General features: G+C 69.6%; 22 protein-coding genes and 1 pseudogene. 3 read left to right on the forward strand and 20 right to left on the reverse strand.

Going from position 1 to position 21,089, the window contains the following annotated elements; all coding sequences use genetic code 11:
* From RJ05_RS23130 to hemB, 7 genes and pseudogenes are all read right to left on the reverse strand, one after another.
* A pseudogene (locus RJ05_RS23130) lies at positions 1-329 on the reverse strand (histidine phosphatase family protein); the annotation flags it as partial.
* Positions 326-1,663 (reverse strand): glutamate-1-semialdehyde 2,1-aminomutase, encoded by a 1,338-nt coding sequence (gene hemL / locus RJ05_RS23135; protein WP_036540587.1) that lies wholly within the window; start codon positions 1,661-1,663, stop codon positions 326-328. The pseudogene RJ05_RS23130 and the gene hemL, both read right to left, overlap by 4 nt.
* A gap of 106 nt (positions 1,664-1,769) precedes the next feature.
* Positions 1,770-1,985: a hypothetical protein gene (locus RJ05_RS31095; protein ID WP_138445619.1), complete on the reverse strand. Its 216-nt coding sequence runs from the start codon at positions 1,983-1,985 to the stop codon at positions 1,770-1,772.
* 4 nt (positions 1,986-1,989) lie between these two features.
* Entirely contained in the window at positions 1,990-2,313 is a 324-nt protein-coding gene (locus tag RJ05_RS23140) for a hypothetical protein (protein WP_138445618.1), read from the reverse strand.
* Positions 2,310-2,843, reverse strand: a complete 534-nt coding sequence (gene mce1N, locus RJ05_RS23145; protein ID WP_036540589.1) for a transport-regulating membrane protein Mce1N — start codon at positions 2,841-2,843, stop codon at positions 2,310-2,312. Before mce1N ends, RJ05_RS23140 begins: the two co-directional genes overlap by 4 nt.
* A gap of 299 nt (positions 2,844-3,142) precedes the next feature.
* Positions 3,143-3,655 (reverse strand): hypothetical protein, encoded by a 513-nt coding sequence (locus tag RJ05_RS23150; RefSeq protein WP_228783202.1) that lies wholly within the window; start codon positions 3,653-3,655, stop codon positions 3,143-3,145.
* A 2-nt stretch (positions 3,656-3,657) separates the two neighbouring features.
* Positions 3,658-4,635, reverse strand: a complete 978-nt coding sequence (gene hemB / locus RJ05_RS23155; protein ID WP_036540607.1) for a porphobilinogen synthase — start codon at positions 4,633-4,635, stop codon at positions 3,658-3,660.
* A 198-nt stretch (positions 4,636-4,833) separates the two neighbouring features.
* On the opposite strand from hemB, the gene RJ05_RS23160 reads away from it, so the two are divergent.
* Positions 4,834-5,103 carry a hypothetical protein gene (locus RJ05_RS23160; protein ID WP_051016830.1) on the forward strand — a complete coding sequence of 90 codons (270 nt, stop codon included), beginning with the start codon at positions 4,834-4,836 and terminating at the stop codon, positions 5,101-5,103.
* 190 nt (positions 5,104-5,293) lie between these two features.
* Positions 5,294-8,044 (forward strand): dermokine domain-containing protein, encoded by a 2,751-nt coding sequence (locus RJ05_RS31790; protein WP_156090850.1) that lies wholly within the window; start codon positions 5,294-5,296, stop codon positions 8,042-8,044.
* 82 nt (positions 8,045-8,126) lie between these two features.
* Here RJ05_RS31790 and RJ05_RS23170 read toward each other — a convergent pair whose 3' ends face one another.
* The 5 genes from RJ05_RS23170 to RJ05_RS23190 form a co-directional block, all read right to left on the reverse strand.
* Positions 8,127-9,689 carry a bifunctional uroporphyrinogen-III C-methyltransferase/uroporphyrinogen-III synthase gene (locus RJ05_RS23170; RefSeq protein WP_014353170.1) on the reverse strand — a complete coding sequence of 521 codons (1,563 nt, stop codon included), beginning with the start codon at positions 9,687-9,689 and terminating at the stop codon, positions 8,127-8,129.
* Entirely contained in the window at positions 9,686-10,723 is a 1,038-nt protein-coding gene (gene hemC / locus RJ05_RS23175; protein WP_036540592.1) for a hydroxymethylbilane synthase, read from the reverse strand. The genes RJ05_RS23170 and hemC overlap by 4 nt, the downstream gene beginning before the upstream one ends.
* A 73-nt stretch (positions 10,724-10,796) precedes the next feature.
* Complete coding sequence (locus RJ05_RS23180; RefSeq protein ID WP_036540593.1) at positions 10,797-12,236, reverse strand: glutamyl-tRNA reductase; 1,440 nt, start codon at positions 12,234-12,236, stop codon at positions 10,797-10,799.
* Entirely contained in the window at positions 12,233-13,264 is a 1,032-nt protein-coding gene (locus RJ05_RS23185; RefSeq protein WP_036540595.1) for a redox-sensing transcriptional repressor Rex, read from the reverse strand. The genes RJ05_RS23180 and RJ05_RS23185 overlap by 4 nt, the downstream gene beginning before the upstream one ends.
* A gap of 262 nt (positions 13,265-13,526) precedes the next feature.
* Positions 13,527-13,811 (reverse strand): glutaredoxin family protein, encoded by a 285-nt coding sequence (locus tag RJ05_RS23190; RefSeq protein WP_036540596.1) that lies wholly within the window; start codon positions 13,809-13,811, stop codon positions 13,527-13,529.
* 338 nt (positions 13,812-14,149) lie between these two features.
* On the opposite strand from RJ05_RS23190, the gene RJ05_RS23195 reads away from it, so the two are divergent.
* A complete protein-coding gene (locus RJ05_RS23195) occupies positions 14,150-15,109 on the forward strand; it encodes an HAD family hydrolase (RefSeq protein ID WP_051016832.1) in 960 nt (319 codons plus the stop codon).
* A 49-nt stretch (positions 15,110-15,158) separates the two neighbouring features.
* On the opposite strand, the gene RJ05_RS23200 is transcribed toward RJ05_RS23195, so the two are convergent.
* The 8 genes from RJ05_RS23200 to RJ05_RS33125 all read right to left on the reverse strand — a co-directional run.
* On the reverse strand, positions 15,159-16,169 hold the full coding sequence (locus RJ05_RS23200) for a lysophospholipid acyltransferase family protein (RefSeq protein WP_036540598.1): 1,011 nt from the start codon (positions 16,167-16,169) through the stop codon (positions 15,159-15,161).
* Entirely contained in the window at positions 16,166-17,212 is a 1,047-nt protein-coding gene (locus RJ05_RS23205; RefSeq protein WP_081597492.1) for an NAD-dependent epimerase/dehydratase family protein, read from the reverse strand. The genes RJ05_RS23200 and RJ05_RS23205 overlap by 4 nt, the downstream gene beginning before the upstream one ends.
* Before the next feature lie 235 nt (positions 17,213-17,447).
* Entirely contained in the window at positions 17,448-17,549 is a 102-nt protein-coding gene (locus RJ05_RS30215; protein WP_003402602.1) for a 30S ribosomal protein bS22, read from the reverse strand.
* 187 nt (positions 17,550-17,736) lie between these two features.
* Positions 17,737-17,982 carry a helix-turn-helix domain-containing protein gene (locus RJ05_RS23210; RefSeq protein ID WP_036540611.1) on the reverse strand — a complete coding sequence of 82 codons (246 nt, stop codon included), beginning with the start codon at positions 17,980-17,982 and terminating at the stop codon, positions 17,737-17,739.
* 145 nt (positions 17,983-18,127) lie between these two features.
* Entirely contained in the window at positions 18,128-18,946 is an 819-nt protein-coding gene (proC, locus tag RJ05_RS23215) for a pyrroline-5-carboxylate reductase (RefSeq protein WP_036540599.1), read from the reverse strand.
* 74 nt (positions 18,947-19,020) lie between these two features.
* On the reverse strand, positions 19,021-19,911 hold the full coding sequence (locus RJ05_RS23220; protein ID WP_036540601.1) for a thioesterase family protein: 891 nt from the start codon (positions 19,909-19,911) through the stop codon (positions 19,021-19,023).
* A gap of 93 nt (positions 19,912-20,004) precedes the next feature.
* Positions 20,005-20,880 carry a sugar phosphate isomerase/epimerase family protein gene (locus tag RJ05_RS23225; RefSeq protein ID WP_036540612.1) on the reverse strand — a complete coding sequence of 292 codons (876 nt, stop codon included), beginning with the start codon at positions 20,878-20,880 and terminating at the stop codon, positions 20,005-20,007.
* 106 nt (positions 20,881-20,986) lie between these two features.
* A partial coding sequence (locus RJ05_RS33125) for an Rv0497 family membrane protein (RefSeq protein WP_506330605.1) occupies positions 20,987-21,089 on the reverse strand: 103 nt, incomplete at its 5' end.

Genomic DNA, 21,089 nt, shown 5'->3' on the forward strand with positions numbered 1-21,089 from the left:
TGGTCGTCGGCGGCGGATTCGGCGGCGGCCACCGCTGCGGCGGCTTCGGCGGCGGCGGTCTCGGCAGCGGCCTCGGCGACCACGGCCTCGGCCATCGCGGTCTCGGCGGCGGTGGTCTGTGCGACGGCCTCGGCGATGACGGCGGGATCGGATTCCGCGGCGGCGACAGCGGCGGCGGTCTCGGCGACCGCCTTAGCGACCACGGCGTCGGCGGCGGCGGTCTCGGCGACCGCCTTGGCGGCAGCGGCCTTGGCGGTGGCGGCCTCGACGACCGACGCCGCGTCAGCGGGGTTCTCGGTGGGTTCGCGCTCGGAATCGGGCTGGCTCACGCGCGGGTTCCTTCGGGTGTGGCGGCCGCGGCCGCGTGTGCGGCGGCGGGCAGGGCGGCGGCGATACGGGCGAAAGCGTCCTCGTCGAGCGCCGCGGACACGAACCACGCCTCGAACGCGCTCGGCGGCGCGTAGACCCCGCCCTCGAGCAGAGCGTGGAAGAAGGCGGGATAACGCCAGGTCTGGCTCGCCTTGGCGGTGGCGTAGTCGATGACCGGGGAGTCGGCGAAGAACACGCTCACCATATTGCCTGCGAACTGAACCTGGTGCTCGACCCCTGCCTCACCCAGCGCCTCGGCGAACAGGATGCCGAGACGTTCGGAGTTGCGGTTCAGCGTGGCGTACACCTCGTCGTCGGCAGCCCGCAGCGTCGCCAGCCCGGCGGCGACCGCGACCGGGTTACCGGACAGCGTGCCCGCCTGATAGACCGGGCCGAGCGGGGCCAGATGATTCATGATCTCGGCGCGGCCACCGAACGCCGCCGCCGGCAAGCCGCCGCTCATCACCTTGCCGAAGGTGTACAGGTCCCCCGCGACGCCGTCGAGCCCGAACCAGCCCGAGGGGCTCACCCGAAAACCGGTCATCACTTCGTCCATGATCAGCAGCGCGCCGTGCTCGATGGTCAGCTTGCGCAGGCCCGCGTTGAAACCGGGCAGCGGGGCCACCGCGCCCATGTTGCCCGCGGCCGCCTCGGTGATCACGCAGGCGATCTCGCCCGGATTCGCGGCGAATGCGGCGGCGACGGCCTCGAGATCGTTGTAGGGCAGCACGATGGTGTCGGCGGCTTGGGCGCCCGTCACTCCGGGCGAGGTCGGCAGGCCGAGGGTGGCGACACCCGAACCCGCGTCGGCCAGTAGCGCATCGACATGGCCGTGGTAGCAGCCGGCGAACTTGATGATCTTGGTGCGGCCGGTGTAGCCGCGGGCCAGCCGGACCGCACTCATGGTGGCCTCGGTGCCGGAGTTCACCAGCCGGACCCGGTCCACCGGCGCGACCCGCCCCGCGATGTGCTCGGCGAGTTCGATCTCGGCCTCGGTGGGCGCTCCGAAGGACAGGCCACCGATCGCCGCCTTCTGCACCGCTTCCACGACGGCCGGGTGGGCGTGTCCGAGAATCATCGGACCCCAGGAACACACCAGGTCGACGTAGTCGTTGCCGTCGGCGTCGGTGAGTGTGCAGCCGTTCGCGGAGGCGATGAAACGGGGTGTGCCGCCGACCGACCGGAAGGCACGTACCGGCGAGTTGACACCGCCGGGAATCACCTCGGAGGCCCGTTCGAAGAGCTGAGCGGAAACCGGCACCGTTGCCCTGGTCACGCGCGGAGAAGAACTCACGCGTTCCAGTCTGGCAGCCGTGCCCGATCGAGTCGACGACAGGGTGTAGTGGAGTGACCCACACCGCAGCCCGCTCGGGCCACGCTCAGATATACGCGCAGGCCGCTCAGGTGTACATGCACGGTACAGAGGCCGAGATGGTGTGCAGGTAGCACATGAGGTGGTTGTACACACCTGCCGAACCGGTCTCCGGCGCGAACACCGCCGCCGGCGGCGCGGATTCCAGCGGCAGGCCGGGGGCCGCCCCCGCGGGCGCGGCGGCGAATCCGATCGCGGCTACCACCGCCGCGGCCGCACAGGTCCTCGTTACCAGCCGATTCATGGCCTCATCCTTCGCTAGGTCGTCCCCCGGGCCCAGACGGTAGCCGAATCGGATTGGGCCGCAAAACATTCCGGTCGGAATCGTTCGCCCGGAGGGTACGCACGATCCGGGTGACGACATCGATCAGCGCCAGCCCCGCCGCCGCGATCGACAGCGACGCCAGCACCAGCCACGGACCCGAATAGCGGGTGGCGGTGAACCCGGGCACCTCACCCATCGGGGCGAACTGCGTGGTCTGCACGCCTTGACGCCAACCGATCACAGCCGCGACGACACACACCACCGCGATCACCGCATCGACGGCCATCAGCACGGCTGTTCGGTTCATCGGTCGGCTCCGTTCTGGTCGGGATCCTGCTCGGGCTCTGGATCGGGCCTCCGATTGTCCAATGCCTTCGTCAACGCGGCGCGCAGGCCGCGATGATCGCGAGCCCACGCCTGCACCACTTCGCCGTCGGTGCGCCGCAGCCCGATGCCGGTGCGGCGGCGCGGCACCCCAGACAACTCGCCGAGCGCACGCGCGGACTCCCATGGTTCATCGTCCCAGCTCTGCTCATCGGGTTCGCCGAGGACGGCGTCGATGGCGTCGAGCGGCAGCGTCTCGGTGCCATTACGCAGGGTTTCCGGGGTGAGTTCGACACTGACGTGCCTGCGCGCGGCGACCACTTGCAGCGCGACGAAGGCGGCGATCAGCACGCCGCAGAAGACGAGAGCGAACCAGTGCGGCGCACTGCCGGTCGCGAGTTCCAGGATCAGGATGAACAGGCACAGTGCGGGCCCGTAGGCGACCGCGCGCCAGCGTCCGCCGGGTTCGGCGAACAGGACGGTCCCGGAATCGTTCCTGACAGCACCGCTCATGACGGCTGGGACCGCGATAGTGACAGAGGGGAGATCAGCCGACGAGGCCGGGGATCAGCAGGACAGCGACGGTGACCAGACCGAACAGCACCAGCAGGCTCAATACGAGCAGATCCCGCCGAACGCTCTGTGGCTGTTGGATCACCACTCGCATTACTGCCTCCGATCTCCCGGAGCAGTCGCGACGTCCATATCCGAACGTCGGGGCGACCACTTCGGGTTCCCACTCCTACTGTGACAACCCTCACGATACATGCCACCGGGGCGGCGACAAACTCACCCCGGGCCCCGACAACCGTTCACCGCCGGTTCATCTGGAAGTACCGGGTCGAGTCCGGACGGTGACTCAGGTAGATCGCGCCGGCCGCCAGCACGCCCTGCACGATGGCCGCGCCACCGGCCACCAGCGAGGCGATTCCGCTCACCGCGTCCAGCGCGAACAGCGATCCGATGGCCATGAAGACCAGCCAGACGCCCGCGAACGTGAGCACCGCCCGGGCCCATGCTTTGCCGCGGGCCAGCTGATGCACCACGAGCAGACCGATGCCCGCGATCACCAGGCCGAAGACCACGACCAGCGCGAACGCGATCGTCACCATGAGTTCGGCGGTCGCCGCACTGAACTGCGGGTCGGTCGCGCGGGCCTGTTCGAGCATGTCCTCGGTGAAGCTGTCGCGCTGACCGATGGCGGTGATCACCGAGGCGATCAGCTGCACCAGGCCGACCGCGATGGCGGCCCACCACAGCTGACGCGCGGTCCCCACGTCCTCGGGCATGGCGGGCGCCGGGTCGGTGCCCGGCGGTTTCGGCATATTCACGACAGCCAGTGCGCCGCCTCGGTCGCCCAGTAGGTGAGCACGATGTCCGCGCCCGCCCGGCGGATACCGATCAGCGATTCGAGGATGGCGCCGCGACGGTCGATCCAGCCGCGTTCGGCGGCGGCGGTGATCATCGCGTACTCACCGGAGATCTGATAGGCGGCGACCGGCACCGTCGAGCGGTCGGCCACCTCGCGCAGGATATCCAGATAAGACATGGCCGGTTTCACCATGACCAGGTCGGCGCCTTCGGCCAGATCGAGCTCCACCTCGCGCAGCGACTCGCGGCGATTGGCCGGATCCTGCTGGTAGGTGCGCCGATCGCCCTGGAGCGAGGAGCCGACGGCCTCCCGGAAGGGGCCGTAGAAAGCCGAGGCGTATTTCGCCGCGTAAGCGAGGATGCCGGTGTCGAGGTGGCCGGTGGCGTCCAGGCCGCCCCGGATCGCGGCGACCTGGCCGTCCATCATGCCGCTGGTGCCGAGCAGATCGGCGCCCGCCTCGGCCTGGGCGATGGCCATCTCCACATAGCGGTCGAGGGTGGCGTCGTTGTCCACCGAGCCGTCGGCGGCAAGGACGCCGCAGTGGCCGTGATCGGTGAATTCGTCCAGGCAGGTGTCGGCCATGATCACCGTCGCCGAGCCGACCTCCTCGACCAGGGCGCGCAGCCCGCGATTGAGGATGCCGTCCGGGTCGGTGGCCCCGCTGCCCGTGGCGTCCTTGTCCTGCGGACGCGGCACCCCGAACAACATCAGCCCGCCGACCCCGGCCGAAACCGCCTCGACCGCGGCCTTGCGCAGCGAATCCATCGAATGCTGCTGCACACCCGGCATGGACCCGATCTGGCGCGGTTCATCGAGGCCGTCGGCGACGAACATCGGCAGCACCAGATGCCGCGGCTCGAGCGAGGTCTCCGCCACCAACCGCCGGATCGCAGGGGTACGCCGCAATCGCCGCGGACGTTCCGTTCCCGTCATAGCCCGCACGATACGCCTGCGGTGCTGTTCGCGTTCAGCCGCGTCGAGGCACTCCCGTTCCGGCGAGATCGGCCGAAACCGCCGGTCCAGCGGCCGAAAGCCGTTGTGCACAACGAAGTTTGTCGGTGGGCCCGGGTAGAATCGAAGACATGTTCGAAGGGGTCCGCGTGCCCCGGATCACCACGGGAGGGATGTCAGATGGCTTCGAAGACCGCTCACATCGACCACGTCCACACCACACCCGCACGGCGTCCGCTGCCGGCCGGGCGTCCGCGCTCCTGGTACATCCTGCACAACCGGCGTCGCAAGGCGATGCGGCTGGCCATCGCCCTGCTGGATTCGGGTGTGTACGCCCCGGGCTACGCCACCGACCGCAAAATCCGGGCCGCCGCGGAGGTCGCGGGCGTGCGGCCGCCCTCCGATGCCACCTGCGAGCTGGTGCGCACCCTGCTACGTCAACACCGCTGAGCGGCGGCGGGCCTGCGCCGCAGCCCGCGCAGGCTCGCCCCCGTGGGCGAGCGCCACGTCGAAACATGCTCACCGGCCGGAGTTTTCGGCGGACAACACCTGTCGGCGCGCCCGCGCGCTGACTACCATCGGTCTCCGCCCACGAGCGCGGGACCACCACCGCTCGCCCACAGACGAATTCGGATCAACGATGACATCCGCAGATGCCGTGCACGCCATGCTGCTCGGATTCGCCGGCCGTATCCCGGACCGGTACCTGACCGATCTTCGCTACAGCCTGAGCCTCGGCGATCAACGCGAGGTCGCCTACGCCGTCGAGGCGATCGCGCGCCGTCGCAAGATCCCGCTACGCCCCGCCGAACTCACGGCACTCGCCGAGATTCTCGGGACACGGTTCACCCGCTGGGGCATGCGCGATGTCGTGGCGCCCGCGCCGGGCGATCGAGTTCCGTTCGAATTCACCCCGCTGCTACCGGAATCCGTGGCGCTGACGGTGGCGCCGATGCCGCGCGCGCTCGACCTGACCGGTGTCCTCGGCAGCGCCGGCCATGCACCGGACGACCTCGATGTCGCTGCCGTCGAGGCGGCCCGCGAGCACAGCGCGGTGATCGGTGTCTGGCGGTCCTGGCGCACACCCGCCCGACCGGAGCAGGACGGGTGGCCGCAGACTCCTCGGCGGGTCTATCTGGTCGAGGTCGGCAGTGCCGGCCTGCCGTGGATCGTCGCCGCCGACGTGGCCTCGGCGCTCCACACCTCGGGCGAGGCGGACGGGCAGGTCGAGGTGTACACCACCGGTGACGATCTGCCGCGCTATCAGCTCAGCGCCCGTGCGCGCTCCTGCCTGCTGTGGGCCGCCAACGATACGGCGCCGCGGATCCCCGCGCCGTTCACCGAACATCCCGTCCGCTTCGCCGCGAACCATCCTCGGCTGACCGACAGCCGGGCAGCCGTGCGCTACCTGCGCACCGCACCCGCGGTCTGCCGGGCGTCCGGGCTGACGGACACGGTCGAGCCGGAATCCGCTGTGCCGGTGCCGATGACGATCCGCACGGACGGACGCTGGGTGTGGCCGGAAGCGGTCGCACACTATCTCGACGAGTACGGGCTGGCACCGGATCCCGCACTGACCGAGCATCTGCGGACCGCTGGACCCCCACCGCTGTTCGTCGACGGCGTCGCCCTGTTCCGAGCCGGGATCGTCGGGCGTGAGGTGCCGGGGCCGCGCAGTATCGTCAGCGCGGAACCGGCTGCTCCGCAACGTCATCGGTGTGCGCCGGTGTCGGCGGCTGTGCTGCGGGTGGCCTGGTCGCGGCTGCCGGATCGGCTCGACCTGACCGATCTCTCCGGGCTCGACGATCTGGTCGACCTGCTGATCGACCGCGGCGATCAAGCCGTTATCGGCGCGGTTCGCGGGCTCGGCCCCGCTGTGGGCCTCTGGCGGGCCTGGCGATTTCCGGCCCATGAACCGCCGCGCCGCGGGCACCGGCACTACCTGGTGGAAGTGAGTTCGATGAACGCCTTCCATCGCGCCGCGGGCCCGCACTGGATCGAACGGATCTCACGAGCGGCAGGCCGGTCCAGCGGACAGCCCGCCACCATCGAGGTGCTCGCCACCGGCGCTCCCCGCACCACCGGCCAGACCGGGGTCTTGGACAAGAGCGCACTGCTGTGGGCCCGCACGCGGCCGGAGTCGCGCACGATCACCCGAGTGCGCGCATTCGTCACACCGACCGATCTGCAAGACGGGGTGCTGCGTTGTCGCGCGGAGATCGCGGCGCAGGAGCGGCGCACGCCGGTCGCCGCCTATTGGGCCGAGCTGCGCCGCAACCGCACGGCCATCGGTGCGATCCCGCCGGAACCCGAGCCGGCCGATGTCCATCCGCCGCGGGAATCCGCTCGACGCGCGCCCGGCGACATCGCCCGCACTGTCGGACGATTCGTGCTGCGCACCCTTTTCGCACTCCCCCTTGCCGTTCTGGGATGGGTCCTGCTCGCCGACAATCCGAGCGTTGCGCGCTGGTACCTCTATGGCGTGTGCGGCTGGTTCGTCGCCACGCTGATACTCGGTCTGCTCCTGCTGGAACTCGGCTCGCACCTGCACCGCCGGCCACACGAGGCGGCCGCCCGGCTACGCAGCCGCGCCGCCGCCGAACGCTCCCAGCGGCTAGAGAAATGGCAACGCGCCGCAACCGGTTCGATGATCGAACTGCCCGGCTCCCTTGCCGATGTGTATACCGAGCTGCGCCGAGCCGAACGCACCCTCGGCTCGCATCGTTCGACCCGATCCGCCGACAAAGGCGAATTCGCCGCAGCGGGGATATACGCCCGCGCCGAGGCAGGGCACAGCAGTGGGCGTGAGAACCCCTACGACCGCCCGGCCGAGGGAGCAGCGTCACATACTGCCCGCGGCAGCACTCCGCTCGCCGGCAGTTCACGCACTGTGGGCGGCGGAGGTTGGCGTCGCGGTACCGATGCACGCGGCAGCTCCGCACCCGGCGGCACTGACCACAGAGCCGCGAGCACATCACGCGACAGCGGCGATCCGCGCGGCGGCGGCACGCGCCTCGCCGGCCGGCGCGGCAGCCGTGGTGGCGGCGAAACGAGTCGGCGAAGCGGCACATCACGGGGCAGTGGCGTGCACGGAATCGGCTCGGGCGACCACCCGTTCGGTAAGAACGCGCAGCGCGGAGGTGCGCGCACTACCGACGCGGTGCGGGGTAGATCGCGTTGGGGCGCTGCGGGACAGAGCGTGTCGCGTACCGGCCGTTCGCGCGACGGCGGTTCGTCCGGCAGCAGCGGATCGAGCGGCAGCGCGGGAGCGGTCGACTGGAGCATCGGCTCGGGCGGGGACAGCTGGGGCGGCGGAAGTTCCGGCGGCTGGAGTGGTGGCGACTCCGGGGGCGGCGGAGGCGGCGGGGGCTGTGGTGGTGGGAGTGGATAACCCAGGCGCCGCGAACACACCAGCAGCGCGATCGGTGATCGCGCTGCTGGGTCGAACTGTGTTGTGCCGTGCGGCGGCCGGGCTAGCGGCTGCGGCGGCTCTTCTTACGCGGCGGGGGCAGCAGGCCCTCGGCGCGCAGCCGGGCGGCGTGCTCGGCCAGTGCCTCCACCAGCGGGCCGACCTGGGCGGTCTCGGGCTGCACGTCCACGCGCAGGCCGAACTCGATGGCGGTCTCGGCGGTCTTGGGGCCGATGCACGCGACGATGGTGCGGGCGTGCGGCTTACCGGCGATACCCACCAGGTTGCGGACGGTGGAGGACGAGGTGAACAGGACCGCGTCGAAACCGCCGGTCTTGATCATCTCGCGGGTCTCGGCCGGCGGCGGCGAGGCGCGCACCGTGCGGTAGGCGGTGACGTCGTCGATTTCCCAGCCGCGGTCTCGCAGGCCCTCGGCCAGGGTTTCGGTGGCGATGTCGGCGCGCGGCAGCAGCACCCGGTTCACCGGATCGAACACGTCGTCGTAGGGCGGGAAGTCGGCGAGCAGACCCTCGGAGGACTGTTCACCGCTGGGCAGCAGCTCCGGGTTGATGCCGAAGGAACGCACCTTGTCCGCGGTGGCCTCGCCGACGCAGGCGATCTTCACCCCGGAGAAGGCCCGCGCGTCCAGCCCGAACTCGGAGAACTTCTCCCACACCGCGCGCACCGCGTTGGTGGAGGTGAACACCACCCACTGGTAGCGGCCGTCGACCAGGCCCTTGACCGCGCGCTCCATCTGCGCGGGGCTGCGCGGCGGCTCGACGGCGATGGTCGGCACTTCCATCGGGATGGCGCCGTGGGTGACCAGGCGCTCGCTCATCTCGGCGGCCTGATCCTTGGTGCGCGGCACCAGCACGGTCCAGCCGTAGAGCGCCCGCGATTCCCACCACGACATCTTCGACCGCTGCGCGACCACCTTGCCGATGGTCACCACCAGCGGGCCGACCAGTTCGGAGGCGGCGCTGTTGAGTGTGGCCAGGGTGGCTTCGATGGTGCGCTGCTGGCGGGTGGTGCCGCGCACGGTCACCGCGACCGGCGTCTGCGGCGCCATACCGTGTTCGACCAGCGCGCTCGCGGTCTCGGCCAAGTGGCCGGAGGTGGCGTGCAGCACCAGCGGTCCGGGTGCGGCGGCCAGCGCCGCCCAATCGACCTCGCCGCGCACATCGGCCTCGGTGTGGCCCGATCCCAGTGCGATACCGGCGTAGCTGGGCACCGCCGACCCGCCGGGCAGGCCGGGCAGCACCTCGAACACCATGTGCGAGCGGGTGACGGTGGTGACCTCGGCGATCACCGCGTCGGTGGTCAGCGGGTCGCCCGCGACCACCCGCACCACGTCGTGCCCGGCGCGCGCCTCGGCGATCAGCGTCTTGGCCACCTCGGCCGGCTCACCGAGAGCCGGCCGCACGTCGACGGCGGGCTCACCGTCGGGGCCCGGCTCGACGGCGGTGCCGATCAGGGCCAGCACACCCTTGTCGACGTCGGGGTCGGTGAAGGCGAGCGTTGCCCGGCCGAGCACCTCGCGCGCCCGCACGGTGAGCAGCGCCGGATCGCCTGGACCCGACCCGACGAACAGGATCCGACCGGGATGCTTCTTAGCGGCTCGACTCATCGGTTGTTCTCCATTGGACTGGGATCGGTGACGTCTGTGGGGGCGGCCGCTACCGGGGCGGGTTCGGCGGCGAGCAATTCGCGCGCACCGAGCTCCAGCAGCTCGCGGGCCAGCGCCCGCCCCAATTCGGCGGCATCAGCGGGCGCACCCACCACCGACGCGCGCAGCACGTCGGAGCCGTCGATGGCAGCCGCGCAGCCGCGCAGCGAGAGTTCCTCGACGATGCGGCCGTCGTCGTCGAGGGATTCGACCACCTCGGCGATGGCGCCGACCGGCGCGGTACATCCGGCCTCGAGTTCGGCCAGCAGCTCTCGTTCGGCGATCACGGCGGCGCGGGTGGCGGCGTCGTCGAGCGTGGTGAGCAGCTCGATCAGTTCGGCGTCATCGCTGCGGCATTCCACGGCGAGGGCGCCCTGCGCGGGTGCGGGCAGCATCTGCACGGGTTCGAGCGCCTCGGTGACCGCGTCGAGGCGGCCGATGCGGGAGAGGCCGGCGCGGGCGACGACGATCGCGTCGAGTTCGCCCTCGCTGACCTTGCGCAGGCGGGAGTCGAGGTTGCCGCGCAGCGGAACGATCTCCAGACCGAGGCCGAGCGCGCGCAGCTGGGCGCCGCGGCGCGGAGCCGAGGTGCCGACCACCGAGCCGACGGGCAGTTCACCGAGCACCAGGCCGTCGCGGGCGACGAGGGCATCGCGCGGATCCTCACGCTGCGGGATGGCGGCGATGGTGAAGCGTTCGTCCGGCGCCGTCGGCAGGTCCTTGTAGGAGTGCACCGCGATATCGACGTTGCCCGCGGCGAGTTCGTCGCGCAGCGCCGAGGTGAACACGCCGACGCCGATCTTCTCCACCGGATCGGAGGACAGGTCGCCGGGTGTTTTCACCACGATCAGCTCCGCGGGCCGTCCGGCGGCGATCAGCGCGTCGCGCACGGTGCCCGCCTGGGTCAGCGCGAGCAGGCTGCCTCTGGTGCCGATCCGCAACGGGGCGCGCACATCCGACGCCGACCGGGTGGTGGCGGTCATCGAAGCATTCATGCCGTTTCCTCCTGGGCGTGGACTGGACGGCCTACGTGGTTACGCAGGCTGCCGCCGCCGGCCGTTGACCCGCTCACGCCGTCTGCTCCTCTTCGTCGCCGAGATGACCGGCGGTGAAATCGTCGGCCAAGGTGACCTCGCCGTCCTCGGCGGCGATCATCACGCCATTGCCCGCACCGGGCGCCGGGACCGCATGGATCTCCAACGGCGTGGCAACCGCCTGCGCCGCACCGGGTTTGAGTTCGAACAACTCGCGTAGCGCCTCGGCGTAGCTGTCGCCGCCCGGGGTCGAGGCCAGCTGCTTGACCCGCACCGTCGGCGCGTGCAGCAACTTGTCCACCACCCGCCGCACCGTGCGCGCGACCTCGTCGCGGTCCGGATCGGCCAGGTCGGGCAGGCGCGAATCCAGCCGCATCAGTTCGGCTTCCACCACTTCGGCGGCCCGCTGACGTAATGCGGCGACGGTCGGAGTGACCTCGGCCATCCGCTGTCCGGCCAGATATTTGGCGAGTTCGTCGGCCACGATCGTGCGGGCGGCCACCGTGTCGTCGGCGGCCGCGCCCGCCGCGGGATCGCGCTGCAAGGTCTCGATATCGATGACGGTGACGCCCGGCAGCCCGGCCACCGCGTGCTCCACATCGCGGGGCAGGCCGAGATCGCAGAACACCAGCGGACGTTCGCCCGCGCGGTCGCGGGCCGCCAGCGCGGTGTGCGTATCGGCGAGATTCACCACCGCGCCGACCGCGCCGGTACAGGTGATCACCACGTCGGCGGCCGCCATGGCCTCGGGCAGCCGCGACAACTCCATCGCCTCGGCCTCGACTCCGTGCGTGCCCGCGGTGGCGGCGAGCCGCTGCGCCCGCTCCATGGTCCGGTTGACGACGACGATGCGCCCGATGCCCGCCCGCGACAGATGCGCGACCGCGAGCCCGCCCATCGCACCGGCGCCGACCACGACCGCGGTCCGTCCGGCGAGTGGGCCGAGCACGGTGGCGGCCCGGTCGAGGGCCACCGACACCACCGAGGCGCCGGCGCGGTCGATCCCGGTTTCCGAATGCACTCGCTTGCCGACCCGCAGCGCGTGCTGGGCCAGTTCGTGCAGGGTGCGGCCGACGGCCTGCTGGGCGTCGGCGGTCGCGTAGGCGCTGCGGATCTGGCTGAGCACCTGCTGCTCGCCGATCACCATCGAGTCGAGGCCGCTGGAAACGGCGAACAGATGCTCGGCCGCGGCCTCGCTGTAGCGGACGTAGGCGTGCTTGGTCAGATCGGGCAGCGGCAGTCCGGAGTGCTTGGTCAGCAGTTCACCGACCTCGGCGAGACCGCCGTGGAAGGCGTCGACCACCGCGTAGACCTCGACGCGGTTGCAGGTGGAGACGATCATCGCCTCGGACACATGGCTCGAGGTGAGCAGCCGGTCGATCAGCTTGGGCCGATCGGCGTCGGTGATCGCGACCTTCTCCAGCACCGAGACCGGTGCACTGCGATGGGAGATGCCGACGAGAAGAACACTCATGGTGTGACCACCGATCCCTTGCTGGTTGGCTCCGTTGCCGAATGCGAGGTTGCCGGATGCTGCGGGGTTGCCGGATGCTGTGTGGCCGCTGCCGGATGGGCGCGGCCGGGATGAGCGGGCTGCGGATGGGTATTCGCCGCCCGTCGAGCTACCCGGCCGGAACCGAGCGGATGGGCGACCGGGATCGAATCGCCCCGCTCGCCGACCGCGGCGGGCTGTATCGAATCGGTGGCCTCCCTGGGCGCTCCGTGGTTGCGCTCGCTGCCGCCTGCGTGCCCGTCGCTCGGCCACCGGTCGGACTCGGCGTTGCGCACCCGCTCGAACGACAGCATCTGCATCTCGACCGCCAGATCGACCCGGCGCACCTCGACCGTGGCCGGTACCACCAGCTCACAGGGGGCGAAGCTCAGAATCGACTGCAGACCTGCCGCGACCAGCGCGTCGCAGACCTGCTGGGCGGCATCGTCGGGGACGGCGATAACCGCGATGGTCGGCTCGAGGGTGGCGATCACCGCGTCGAGTTCGGCCGCGTCGCGGACCCGCAAACCGGCCACCGTGCGCCCGATCAACGCGGGATCGTTGTCGAACAGGCCGACCACGGTGAACCCGCGCCGCCGGAACCCGCCGTAGCCGACCAGGGCGCGGCCGAGGTTTCCCGCCCCGACCAGCACGACGCGGTGCCCCTCGGACAGGCCGAGCACATCTTCGATCCGGGTCCGCAACTTGGCGACGTCGTAGCCGACACCGCGAACACCGTTGGGGCCGAGGAACGACAGGTCCTTGCGCAGCTTCGCGGAATTGACACCCGCCGCGACAGCGAGTTCCTCACTCGATACGATGAGCACACCGTCGTCGGCCAACATGGCGAGGACTCGGAGGTAGGTGGCCAGCCGCGCCACCGTCGCCTGCGGAATGTCCTTGTGGGTACGATTGGCGGCCTCGTGGTTCCGCGAGCTGCCGCCTTCGGGCCCGTCGCTCGACCGCAGAGCTTTGGAGGCGCCGCCCGGCGCCTCATGGTGCTCTGTCACGTCCTCGGCTCCTCGCCCGTCCTGATGTCAGGTCCGGTTCGTCTGTGACCTCCGTCCCGGGCTGCTCCGGTGACGGGATCGAATGTCGGGTTGATTCACCGCGCGCCGGCACACTCGAGAACGCTGCTCGAGAACGCTCTCGAGAATCCTCGGCCCGCGGGTCGCGTGCCACCACCGTAACCGCTTGTGAAGCCCTGCACAAAGTCGGTGAAATTGGCCTCATTTTCCCCCGCGACCAGCGCAGCGCCGCTCGGCGCGCCGATCATCGGCTCAGGTCGGCCCGCAATCGGGGTTCGTCGACGTCGAAATAGCTGTGCTCACGACCGTTGAGCAGCACCACCGGAAGCCGGTCGCCGTATTCGGCGCGCAGGCCAGGGTCGGTGGCGGCGGCTTCGTCGACGTCGACGGTGCCGACCTGCACTCCGTAATCCGCGCAGATCGTCCGCAACTGTTCGAGTGCGATTGCGCACATTCCGCAACCGGCCCTGGTCAGCAGGGTGACCGCGGGCCGGGGATCGGCTCCGGCGTTTTCTGTGGGATTGGTCATGAAGATTATTAAATCCCCTCGCCACGCCAATGCGACTGCGCACGGTCCTGGGGTCACCGGGGCGGAATCCGGTTACTGTTGGACGTGGCTTGCGCCTGGCAGGTCACGGCCGGGCGGCGGTGGAATGTGCCACCACGCAGGGCCCGGTCAGGCGCGGACCACAACAGCGGTCGAGCGACGGGCCCGGAGGCGCCTTCTTGCGTAACGACGCAGGGGCCTCGGGAGACCGCCGGTTCGGCAGAGCGCGACGGGCGGAGGTACTGGTGCCGGAACGATCGAGGGTGGCGAGGACCGGATTCATCGCGGGGCGGTTCGGCGAGTTTCCGGCGCGGTGGAACCTGGGTCCGCTGGGCCAGGGCCTGACCGATCAGCTCGCCCGCATCTCCCGCAGCCCGTTCGGTCCGAGCGAGGAGGAGCTGCGGGCCAACCTTGCGGGTGAGGCCAGCGCGGACGCGGCGCTGGCGTTGCACGACGCGGAGTTGGCCTCGGCGGGCGACGAGGAGACCGAGGGGCCGGAGGTTCCGCGGGATCTGACGGCGGCGGCGTTTTTCGATGTCGACAACACCATGGTGCAGGGCGCCTCCATCGTGCATTTCGCCCGTGGGCTGGCCGCTCGCAAATACTTCAAGACCTCGGATCTGGTCGATATCGCGTGGAAACAGGTCAAGTTCCGGGTGACCGGTAAAGAAAACAGCACCGATATGGCCTCGGGCAAGGAAAAGGCGCTCGAATTCATCGCGGGCCGCTCCACCGCGGAACTGGCCGCGCTCGGTGAGGAGATCTACGACGAGATCATCGCCGACAAGATCTGGCCGGGCACCAGGGCGCTGGCGCAGATGCATCTGGACGCGGGCCAGCAGGTGTGGCTGGTCACCGCGACGCCGGTGGAGCTGGCGCAGGTGATCGCCAAGCGGCTCGGGCTCACCGGCGCGCTCGGCACGGTGGCCGAGAGTGTGGACGGCAAGTTCACCGGCCGCTTGGTCGGCGACATCTTGCACGGGCTCGGCAAGGCACATGCGGTGCGCACCCTCGCCATCCGCGAGGGCCTCAATCTCAAGCGCTGCACCGCCTATTCCGACAGCCACAACGACGTGCCGATGCTGTCGCTGGTCGGCACGGCAGTGGCGATCAACCCGGATTCGGATCTGCGTGAGGTCGCCAAGAACCGCGGCTGGGAGATCCGCGATTTCCGCACCGGACGCAAGGCCGCCAAGATCGGCGTGCCCACGGCGCTGGCGTTGGGGGCGGCCGGTGGTGCGGTGGCCGCGGCAATCACCCGGCGCCGGGAGCTGCACTGAGACCGGGCGGACCCCGTTCGGAGTCCGCCCGGCTTGTCGACAGCCTGTGTTACCCCGTGAACGGGTTGCGGCGCTTGGTGAGCAGCTTGTAGAGGGTCTGCTGGATGGTTTCGCGGACCTGGTCGGTGACCTCGAACATCGTCATCGGATCGTCGGCGGCCTCGGGCTCGTATTCGGTGGTGGCGATGGGCTTGCCGAATTCGATGTACCACTTCGACGGCAGCGGCATCGCGCCGAGCAGGCCGAGGTGCGGGAACAGCGGCGTCACCGGGAAGTAGGGCAGCCCCAGCAGACGCGCCAGCGGCTTGATATCGGCCAGCTTCGGGTAGATCTCCTCGGATCCGACGATCGAGCACGGAATGATCGGCACTCCGGTGCGCACGGCGGCGGCCACGAATCCGCCGCGCCCGAAGCGCTGCAGCTTGTACCGGTCGGCGTAGTTCTTGCCGACGCCCTTGAACCCTTCGGGGAACACGCCCGTCAGCTCGCCCGTGCGCAGCAGCCGCTCGGCGTCGGGGCGGCAGGCCAGGGTGTGCCCGGCCTTGCGGGCGAGCACGCCGAGCACCGGCGTCTCGAAGACCAGATCGGCCGCGAGTAGTCGTAGCGCGCGCTGTTTCGGATGGTGGTCGTGGATGGCAAGCTGGAGCATCAGTCCGTCCAGCGGAACGGTGCCGGCATGGTTGGACACGATCAGCGCGCCGCCCACCTCTGGAATGTTCTCCATACCGCTGACCTGCACCCGGAACCAGAAATCCGACAGCGGGCGCAGCGCGGGCAGGATCACCGATTCGAGCAGGTGCTCGTCGAAACCGAATTCGTCGACCTGATAGTCGCCGGTGAGCCTGCGGCGGGCGAATTCGGCGGTCTTGCTGATCTGCTTGCCCAGCGCACCGCGCATCAGTTCCGCCAGCGATTGCGGTGCGGCCGGCGCGGCGGCCGCCAGCCGATCGGTCAGCGACGTCACGGTGGGCACCGGAGCGCTCCACTCGCGTGGCGCGGGCCGTGGACGAGGTTCCACAGCGAGGTCGTGCAGCTGAATGACTTTCGCTACGTCGTTCATGTATGTGCTCCCGTACCGGCCCCTACCAGGCCGAGCAGTTTGTGTTCCGCGGCATCGATCCACGAGGGATCGACGACGGGCCGCAGCGCTGCGCCCCCGATGAAGTCGTCGAACGCCTGTACCGTCGTCCACCGCGGCTCGAATCCGAGCTCGGTGCGCATACGAGTGGTGTCCAGGCCACAACCGAAATGGAAGTAGTCGAGCTGTTCGGCGCTGAAATCGCGCATCACCGGACCCATCAGAGAGCGGCCGATGGTGCGGAACAGCGCCCACGGGACCGGCATAGCGACCCGGCCCGCACGGCGAACTGCTTGTGACAGAGCCAAGGCTCCGTCGCCTGCGATGTTGAACGTTCCTCCGGGTGCACCCAGCGCTGCGTGCACCAAGGCGGCGACCGCGTCTTCTTCGTGCAACAACTGCATCCGTGCGTCGCGGCCGAGCACCGTCGGTGTCAGCGGCGAACGCAGGAACTGGGCGCCACGCCCCGCCAGTCTAGGCCCGACGATGGGCGCGAAACGCAGAATCGGCGCGGCGATATCCGGACGACGCCTCGCCAGCCCGCGCACGAACCCTTCGATTTCGATCATGTCGCGCGCGAACGCGCCGCTGGGCGGGGTGCGGGCACCCATTTCCTCGGTGAACTTCGCCGGGTCCTTGGCGCTTCCGCCGTACACCGCCGACGATGAGCGCAGCACCACCCGCCGCACCGCAGGCGCCTTCTGGCACACCGCGAACAACTGCATGGCGCCGAGGACGTTGAGATCCTTCATGGCGGCCCGGCTGCCACCGGCCGGTGGATGCGAGAGCACCGCGGCGTGCACGACGGTGTCGACGTCGTTGCCCGCGATCACCTTGCGGATCAACGGGTTACGGATATCGGCGCGAATGAATTCGGCCCGGCCCATCCGGCGGCGCAGCTCGGGGCTCGGGGTCAGCGAATCGACGGCGATGACGCGCGCGATCCGCTCGTCCTGAGCCAGCCGGGAGACCACATTGCCGCCGAAGAACCTGGCCGCGCCGGTCACCATCACCACGTCGGGCAATCGTGCGCCCCTACTAGCCTCAACGTCCATACGCACCGGGCCGTCCCACCTTCGAGCCCCCTCGGATTTATTCCCGTTCCAGCCTAACTGCTGCCGTACCCTTCGCCGCGAAATTTAACCGGCTTCTAACGATGACTTCAGTCATCGGAAACACGCCAGATTTCAAATCTTTGTATTTCAAAATGAAGGACCCGCCACCGGATTCGGTGGCGGGTCCTTCTGCTGTCATCAGCGCTTACTTGCCGAGTTTGCGCCGCTGCACGCGGGTACGACGAAGCAGCTTGCGGTGCTTCTTCTTCGACATGCGCTTACGGCGCTTCTTGATCACAGAACCCATAGGGTGTTCCTCGCGTTCTCTCTACTCGGCGCGCACGCACTCACGTACGCCAACTGTCCGGTCGCTCGGCAAGCCTCACTCCCAATGTTCGCGCCACCTCGGGCCGACGAACATGCGGTAGCCCCGGTGCGTGAACACGAACCGAGGGTCCATCGTACCGGCCCGGACACATGCGCCGGTAATCGACTCATCCAGCGTCGAAGTAGGACGTCTCGAGGTATTCGTGCACCGCTTTGGCATGCACCCGGAACGACCGGCCGACGCGCACCGCGGGTAGCTCACCCGAGTGCACCAGCCGATACACCGTCATTTTCGACACCCGCATCAGATTCGCGACCTCGGCGACGGTGAGGAACTGGGTTCCTCCGCCGAGCACGGGTTGTCCCTGTGGCGAACCGCCACCACTTGGAGACATCTTGTTCGAAGACATCATCGCACCACTGACCTCCGGCACGTCCGCGCCGCTGGCTTCCCCACCGGCGGAACAGACACGCACGTGCTCCTTGAAGCTTAGCGGGACCAGTGGGATTGCTGCGACGGGTGTGAGAAATCAGCCGATATTGCGCGTCGACCGGGGGCTACTCCGCGGCCACACCCTGTTCGATCGACCGTTGCTTGGCCGCGTGCAGCGCTTCCAGGAACGCCGAGCGCACACCACCGCGCTCGAGCTCGCGCAATGCGGCCGCGGTGGTGCCGGCGGGCGAGGTGACCGCGGCGCGCAGATCCGCGGCCTGCTGGCCGGATTCCTCGAGCAGCGCGGCCGAGCCGATCATGGTCTGCACGACCAGCTGGGTGGCCACGTCACGGGTCAGACCGAGCCCGACGCCCGCGTCGACCATGGCCTCGACCACCAGGAAGAAATACGCGGGACCGGAACCCGATACGGCGGTTACCGCGTCCATCTGGGTTTCCGGCACGACCACGACCTTGCCGACGGCACCGAGTACCTCCGAGACCAGCTCGAGCTGATCGGCCTTGGCGTAGCGACCGGGGGCCAGCACACTCATGCCCTGCCCGACCAGCATCGGCGTATTCGGCATCACCCGGACCACCGGGAAACCGGCCGGCAACTTGTTCTCCAGGCGAGCCGTCGGCACACCGGCGGCCAGCGAGACCAGGATCTGATCGCGATCGCCGCCGAGTTCGGCCTTGCCGAGATCGGTCAGGACCGCGTCGACGTCACCGGGCTTCACCGCGATCACCAGCAGATCGGCGCCGACGGCGGCATCGGTCACCGAACCGGTGACCCGGATGCCGAACCGGTCCGCGAGCATCTCACCGCGATCCGGGTGGGTCTCCACGACCACCAGATCCTTGACGGCCCGTCCGGATTCGAGCAAACCCGCGATCAACGCTTCGCCGATGCGTCCGCCACCGATCACAGCAATTCTGGTCATGAGCCATAAGGCTAGACGGCCGACAGTCCGGACTGCCAACAGTCACGACCCGGCCTGCGCGGGCTCGGCCGCTGTCAGCGCCGGGCGGGCATCAGCGCGAGCTGGCGGCTCTGCGCGACGACGGCGCCGGTGGAGTCGATGACGAGCTGGTCCTCGTCGAACATCCGCCCGCCCACCTCGTGTGTGGTCGCGATGATCCGCAGCCAGCCGGGGGCGGGCCTGCGCCGCAGGTAGGTGGTCATCTGCACGGTCGGCGCCCAGCCGAAACTGCCGAGGTTCGCCGGCACCGGCGGGCTCATATCGGCGGCCATCATGGCGAAGTACATCGACACGTCCGGATCGCTCTGATCGCCCTCGCGCGGGCGCATCCACAGCCGCAGCCGCGGTATTCCGGTTTCGCCGGCGAGGAAGCGCGCCCACTCGGAGTCGATGCACAGATCGGCGCCCTGCGCGACGTGCACGATCTGACCCATCGGCGACTCGGGGTCGTAGGAGATCGCGGTGGCGCCGGGTTCGGCGGGCATATCGGTGTGCGAGGGCGCGTAGGCGGTCGGGGTGTCGGCGTCGTCGAGGTGGCCGAAGGTGAAGGCGGTGCGCACCATGGGCTTGCCGCCCTGGGTCAGCGTCGCGTCGAGCAGACAGATCTGGCGGCCGACCTTGCGCACGCTCACCTCGTACTCGACCGCGCCGGGCTCAGGGGCGCCGAGGAAGTCCGAACTCGCGGCGATGGGCGCCATGGCGGTGCGCTCGGGGTCGACGGTACGCAGCCAGGTGGTCGCGGCGGCCGCCGAGGCGGCGACCATGGTGCCGCCGTGCACCTTGGGGCCGATGGTCCAGATCGGATCGATGATGCCCGCGTAGCGACCGGTGGTCGCGTCGGTGGTGCTGAGTTCGGTGAGGGCGCACACCTGGCCGAAGGGGGCGGCGGTGGCCTGATCGGGTTCGGCGGTCAGCTCCGTCGTCATCGTCACTCCTGTCGTTTCGGCCAACTCGTTCGTACAGCGTACAAGTCGCGCTGGACGGACCGATATTCCCGGTGCGGGCGACCGTGCGAGCGATCAGGCGGATTCGCTGCGCGGCGACTGCGGCGCCGGAGCCGGGGTGAGCCCGTTGAGATGCTCACGGGCGAAGGCGAGAGTCCGGCCGAGCATGGCCGCGCGATCGGCGGTGGTGCGGGCGTTCTGGGTATTGATCTCGGCGACGGCGTGACCGGAGAACCCGGACTGCACCAGCGCCGCGCACACCTCCACACACGGCTGGGTGCCGTCGCCGGGGACCAGATGCTCGTCATGGGCCGCGCCGCGCCCGTCGGCCAGATGCAGATGGGCCAGGCCCGCTCCCATGCGCGCGGCCAGCGCCAGCGGATCGGCGCCTGCGGTAGCGGTATGCGAGAGATCGAGGGTGTAGTGCGCGAAGCCGGTGTCGGTCGGATCGTAGGAGGGGCTGAACGCCGTCAACGCCAAGCCCGGTCCGCCGCGGCGCTCGAGACGCCTGGCCGCACCGCCGCGACGGCCGAACAACGTATCGGCGCGCATGGGAAACATGTTCTCCACCGCGACCACCACCGAGCTGTCGGCTTCCAGCTCAGCCACCTGGGCGGCGAAGTTCTCGGCGTAGCGGCGCTGCCAGCGGAACGGCGGATGCACCACCACGGTGTCGGCGCCGAGCGCTTCGGCGGTGCGAACACTGCGCTCCAGCTTGGCGACGGGATCGGAACCCCACACCCGCTGCGAGATGAGCAGGCACGGCGCGTGCACGGCCAGCACCGGAACCGCGTACTTGCGGGCGTAGGACTGCACGATCGCGATGCTCTGACTGGCCGGCTCGGCCCACACCATCAATTCGATGCCGTCATAACCCAATTCGGCGGCATAGCGGAACGCCGACTCGGTGTTCTGCGGGTACACCGACGCCGTGGACAAGCCGACACAGATCCGGCCGCGCTCGGGCGAGGCAGCCGACTCACCCGCCGCGCTCGCGTGGCCCGGCGCCACTCTGGTCTCGTCCGCCTGCCCGATGTTCCCCACAGCCGCTCCCTACTCAGTTCGTACTGAGAAGAAAGGCTAGCGGTCCCAGCGTTGCAAAGATGCCGACCACGACAGCGATCACAGTGCTGAGGATGTCGTCGGTGCGCCGCAGGATG

It is taken from the genome of Nocardia cyriacigeorgica NBRC 100375 (assembly GCF_000308555.1).
In the GTDB taxonomy this organism is placed as follows: Bacteria; Actinomycetota; Actinomycetes; order Mycobacteriales; family Mycobacteriaceae; genus Nocardia; species Nocardia cyriacigeorgica.

Coding starts and splice junctions, on each gene's coding strand:
- RJ05_RS31095 (WP_138445619.1), bottom strand. CDS start 1,985: ATGAATCGGCTGGTAACGAGGACCTGTGCGGCCGCGGCGGTGGTAGCC.
- RJ05_RS23140 (WP_138445618.1), bottom strand. CDS start 2,313: ATGAACCGAACAGCCGTGCTGATGGCCGTCGATGCGGTGATCGCGGTG.
- mce1N (WP_036540589.1), bottom strand. CDS start 2,843: ATGAGCGGTGCTGTCAGGAACGATTCCGGGACCGTCCTGTTCGCCGAA.
- RJ05_RS23150 (WP_228783202.1), bottom strand. CDS start 3,655: ATGCCGAAACCGCCGGGCACCGACCCGGCGCCCGCCATGCCCGAGGAC.
- hemB (WP_036540607.1), bottom strand. CDS start 4,635: ATGACGGGAACGGAACGTCCGCGGCGATTGCGGCGTACCCCTGCGATC.
- RJ05_RS23160 (WP_051016830.1), top strand. CDS start 4,834: ATGGCTTCGAAGACCGCTCACATCGACCACGTCCACACCACACCCGCA.
- RJ05_RS31790 (WP_156090850.1), top strand. CDS start 5,294: ATGACATCCGCAGATGCCGTGCACGCCATGCTGCTCGGATTCGCCGGC.
- RJ05_RS23170 (WP_014353170.1), bottom strand. CDS start 9,689: ATGAGTCGAGCCGCTAAGAAGCATCCCGGTCGGATCCTGTTCGTCGGG.
- hemC (WP_036540592.1), bottom strand. CDS start 10,723: ATGAATGCTTCGATGACCGCCACCACCCGGTCGGCGTCGGATGTGCGC.
- RJ05_RS23180 (WP_036540593.1), bottom strand. CDS start 12,236: ATGAGTGTTCTTCTCGTCGGCATCTCCCATCGCAGTGCACCGGTCTCG.
- RJ05_RS23190 (WP_036540596.1), bottom strand. CDS start 13,811: ATGACCAATCCCACAGAAAACGCCGGAGCCGATCCCCGGCCCGCGGTC.
- RJ05_RS23200 (WP_036540598.1), bottom strand. CDS start 16,169: ATGAACGACGTAGCGAAAGTCATTCAGCTGCACGACCTCGCTGTGGAA.
- RJ05_RS30215 (WP_003402602.1), bottom strand. CDS start 17,549: ATGGGTTCTGTGATCAAGAAGCGCCGTAAGCGCATGTCGAAGAAGAAG.
- RJ05_RS23210 (WP_036540611.1), bottom strand. CDS start 17,982: ATGATGTCTTCGAACAAGATGTCTCCAAGTGGTGGCGGTTCGCCACAG.
- proC (WP_036540599.1), bottom strand. CDS start 18,946: ATGACCAGAATTGCTGTGATCGGTGGCGGACGCATCGGCGAAGCGTTG.
- RJ05_RS23220 (WP_036540601.1), bottom strand. CDS start 19,911: ATGACGACGGAGCTGACCGCCGAACCCGATCAGGCCACCGCCGCCCCC.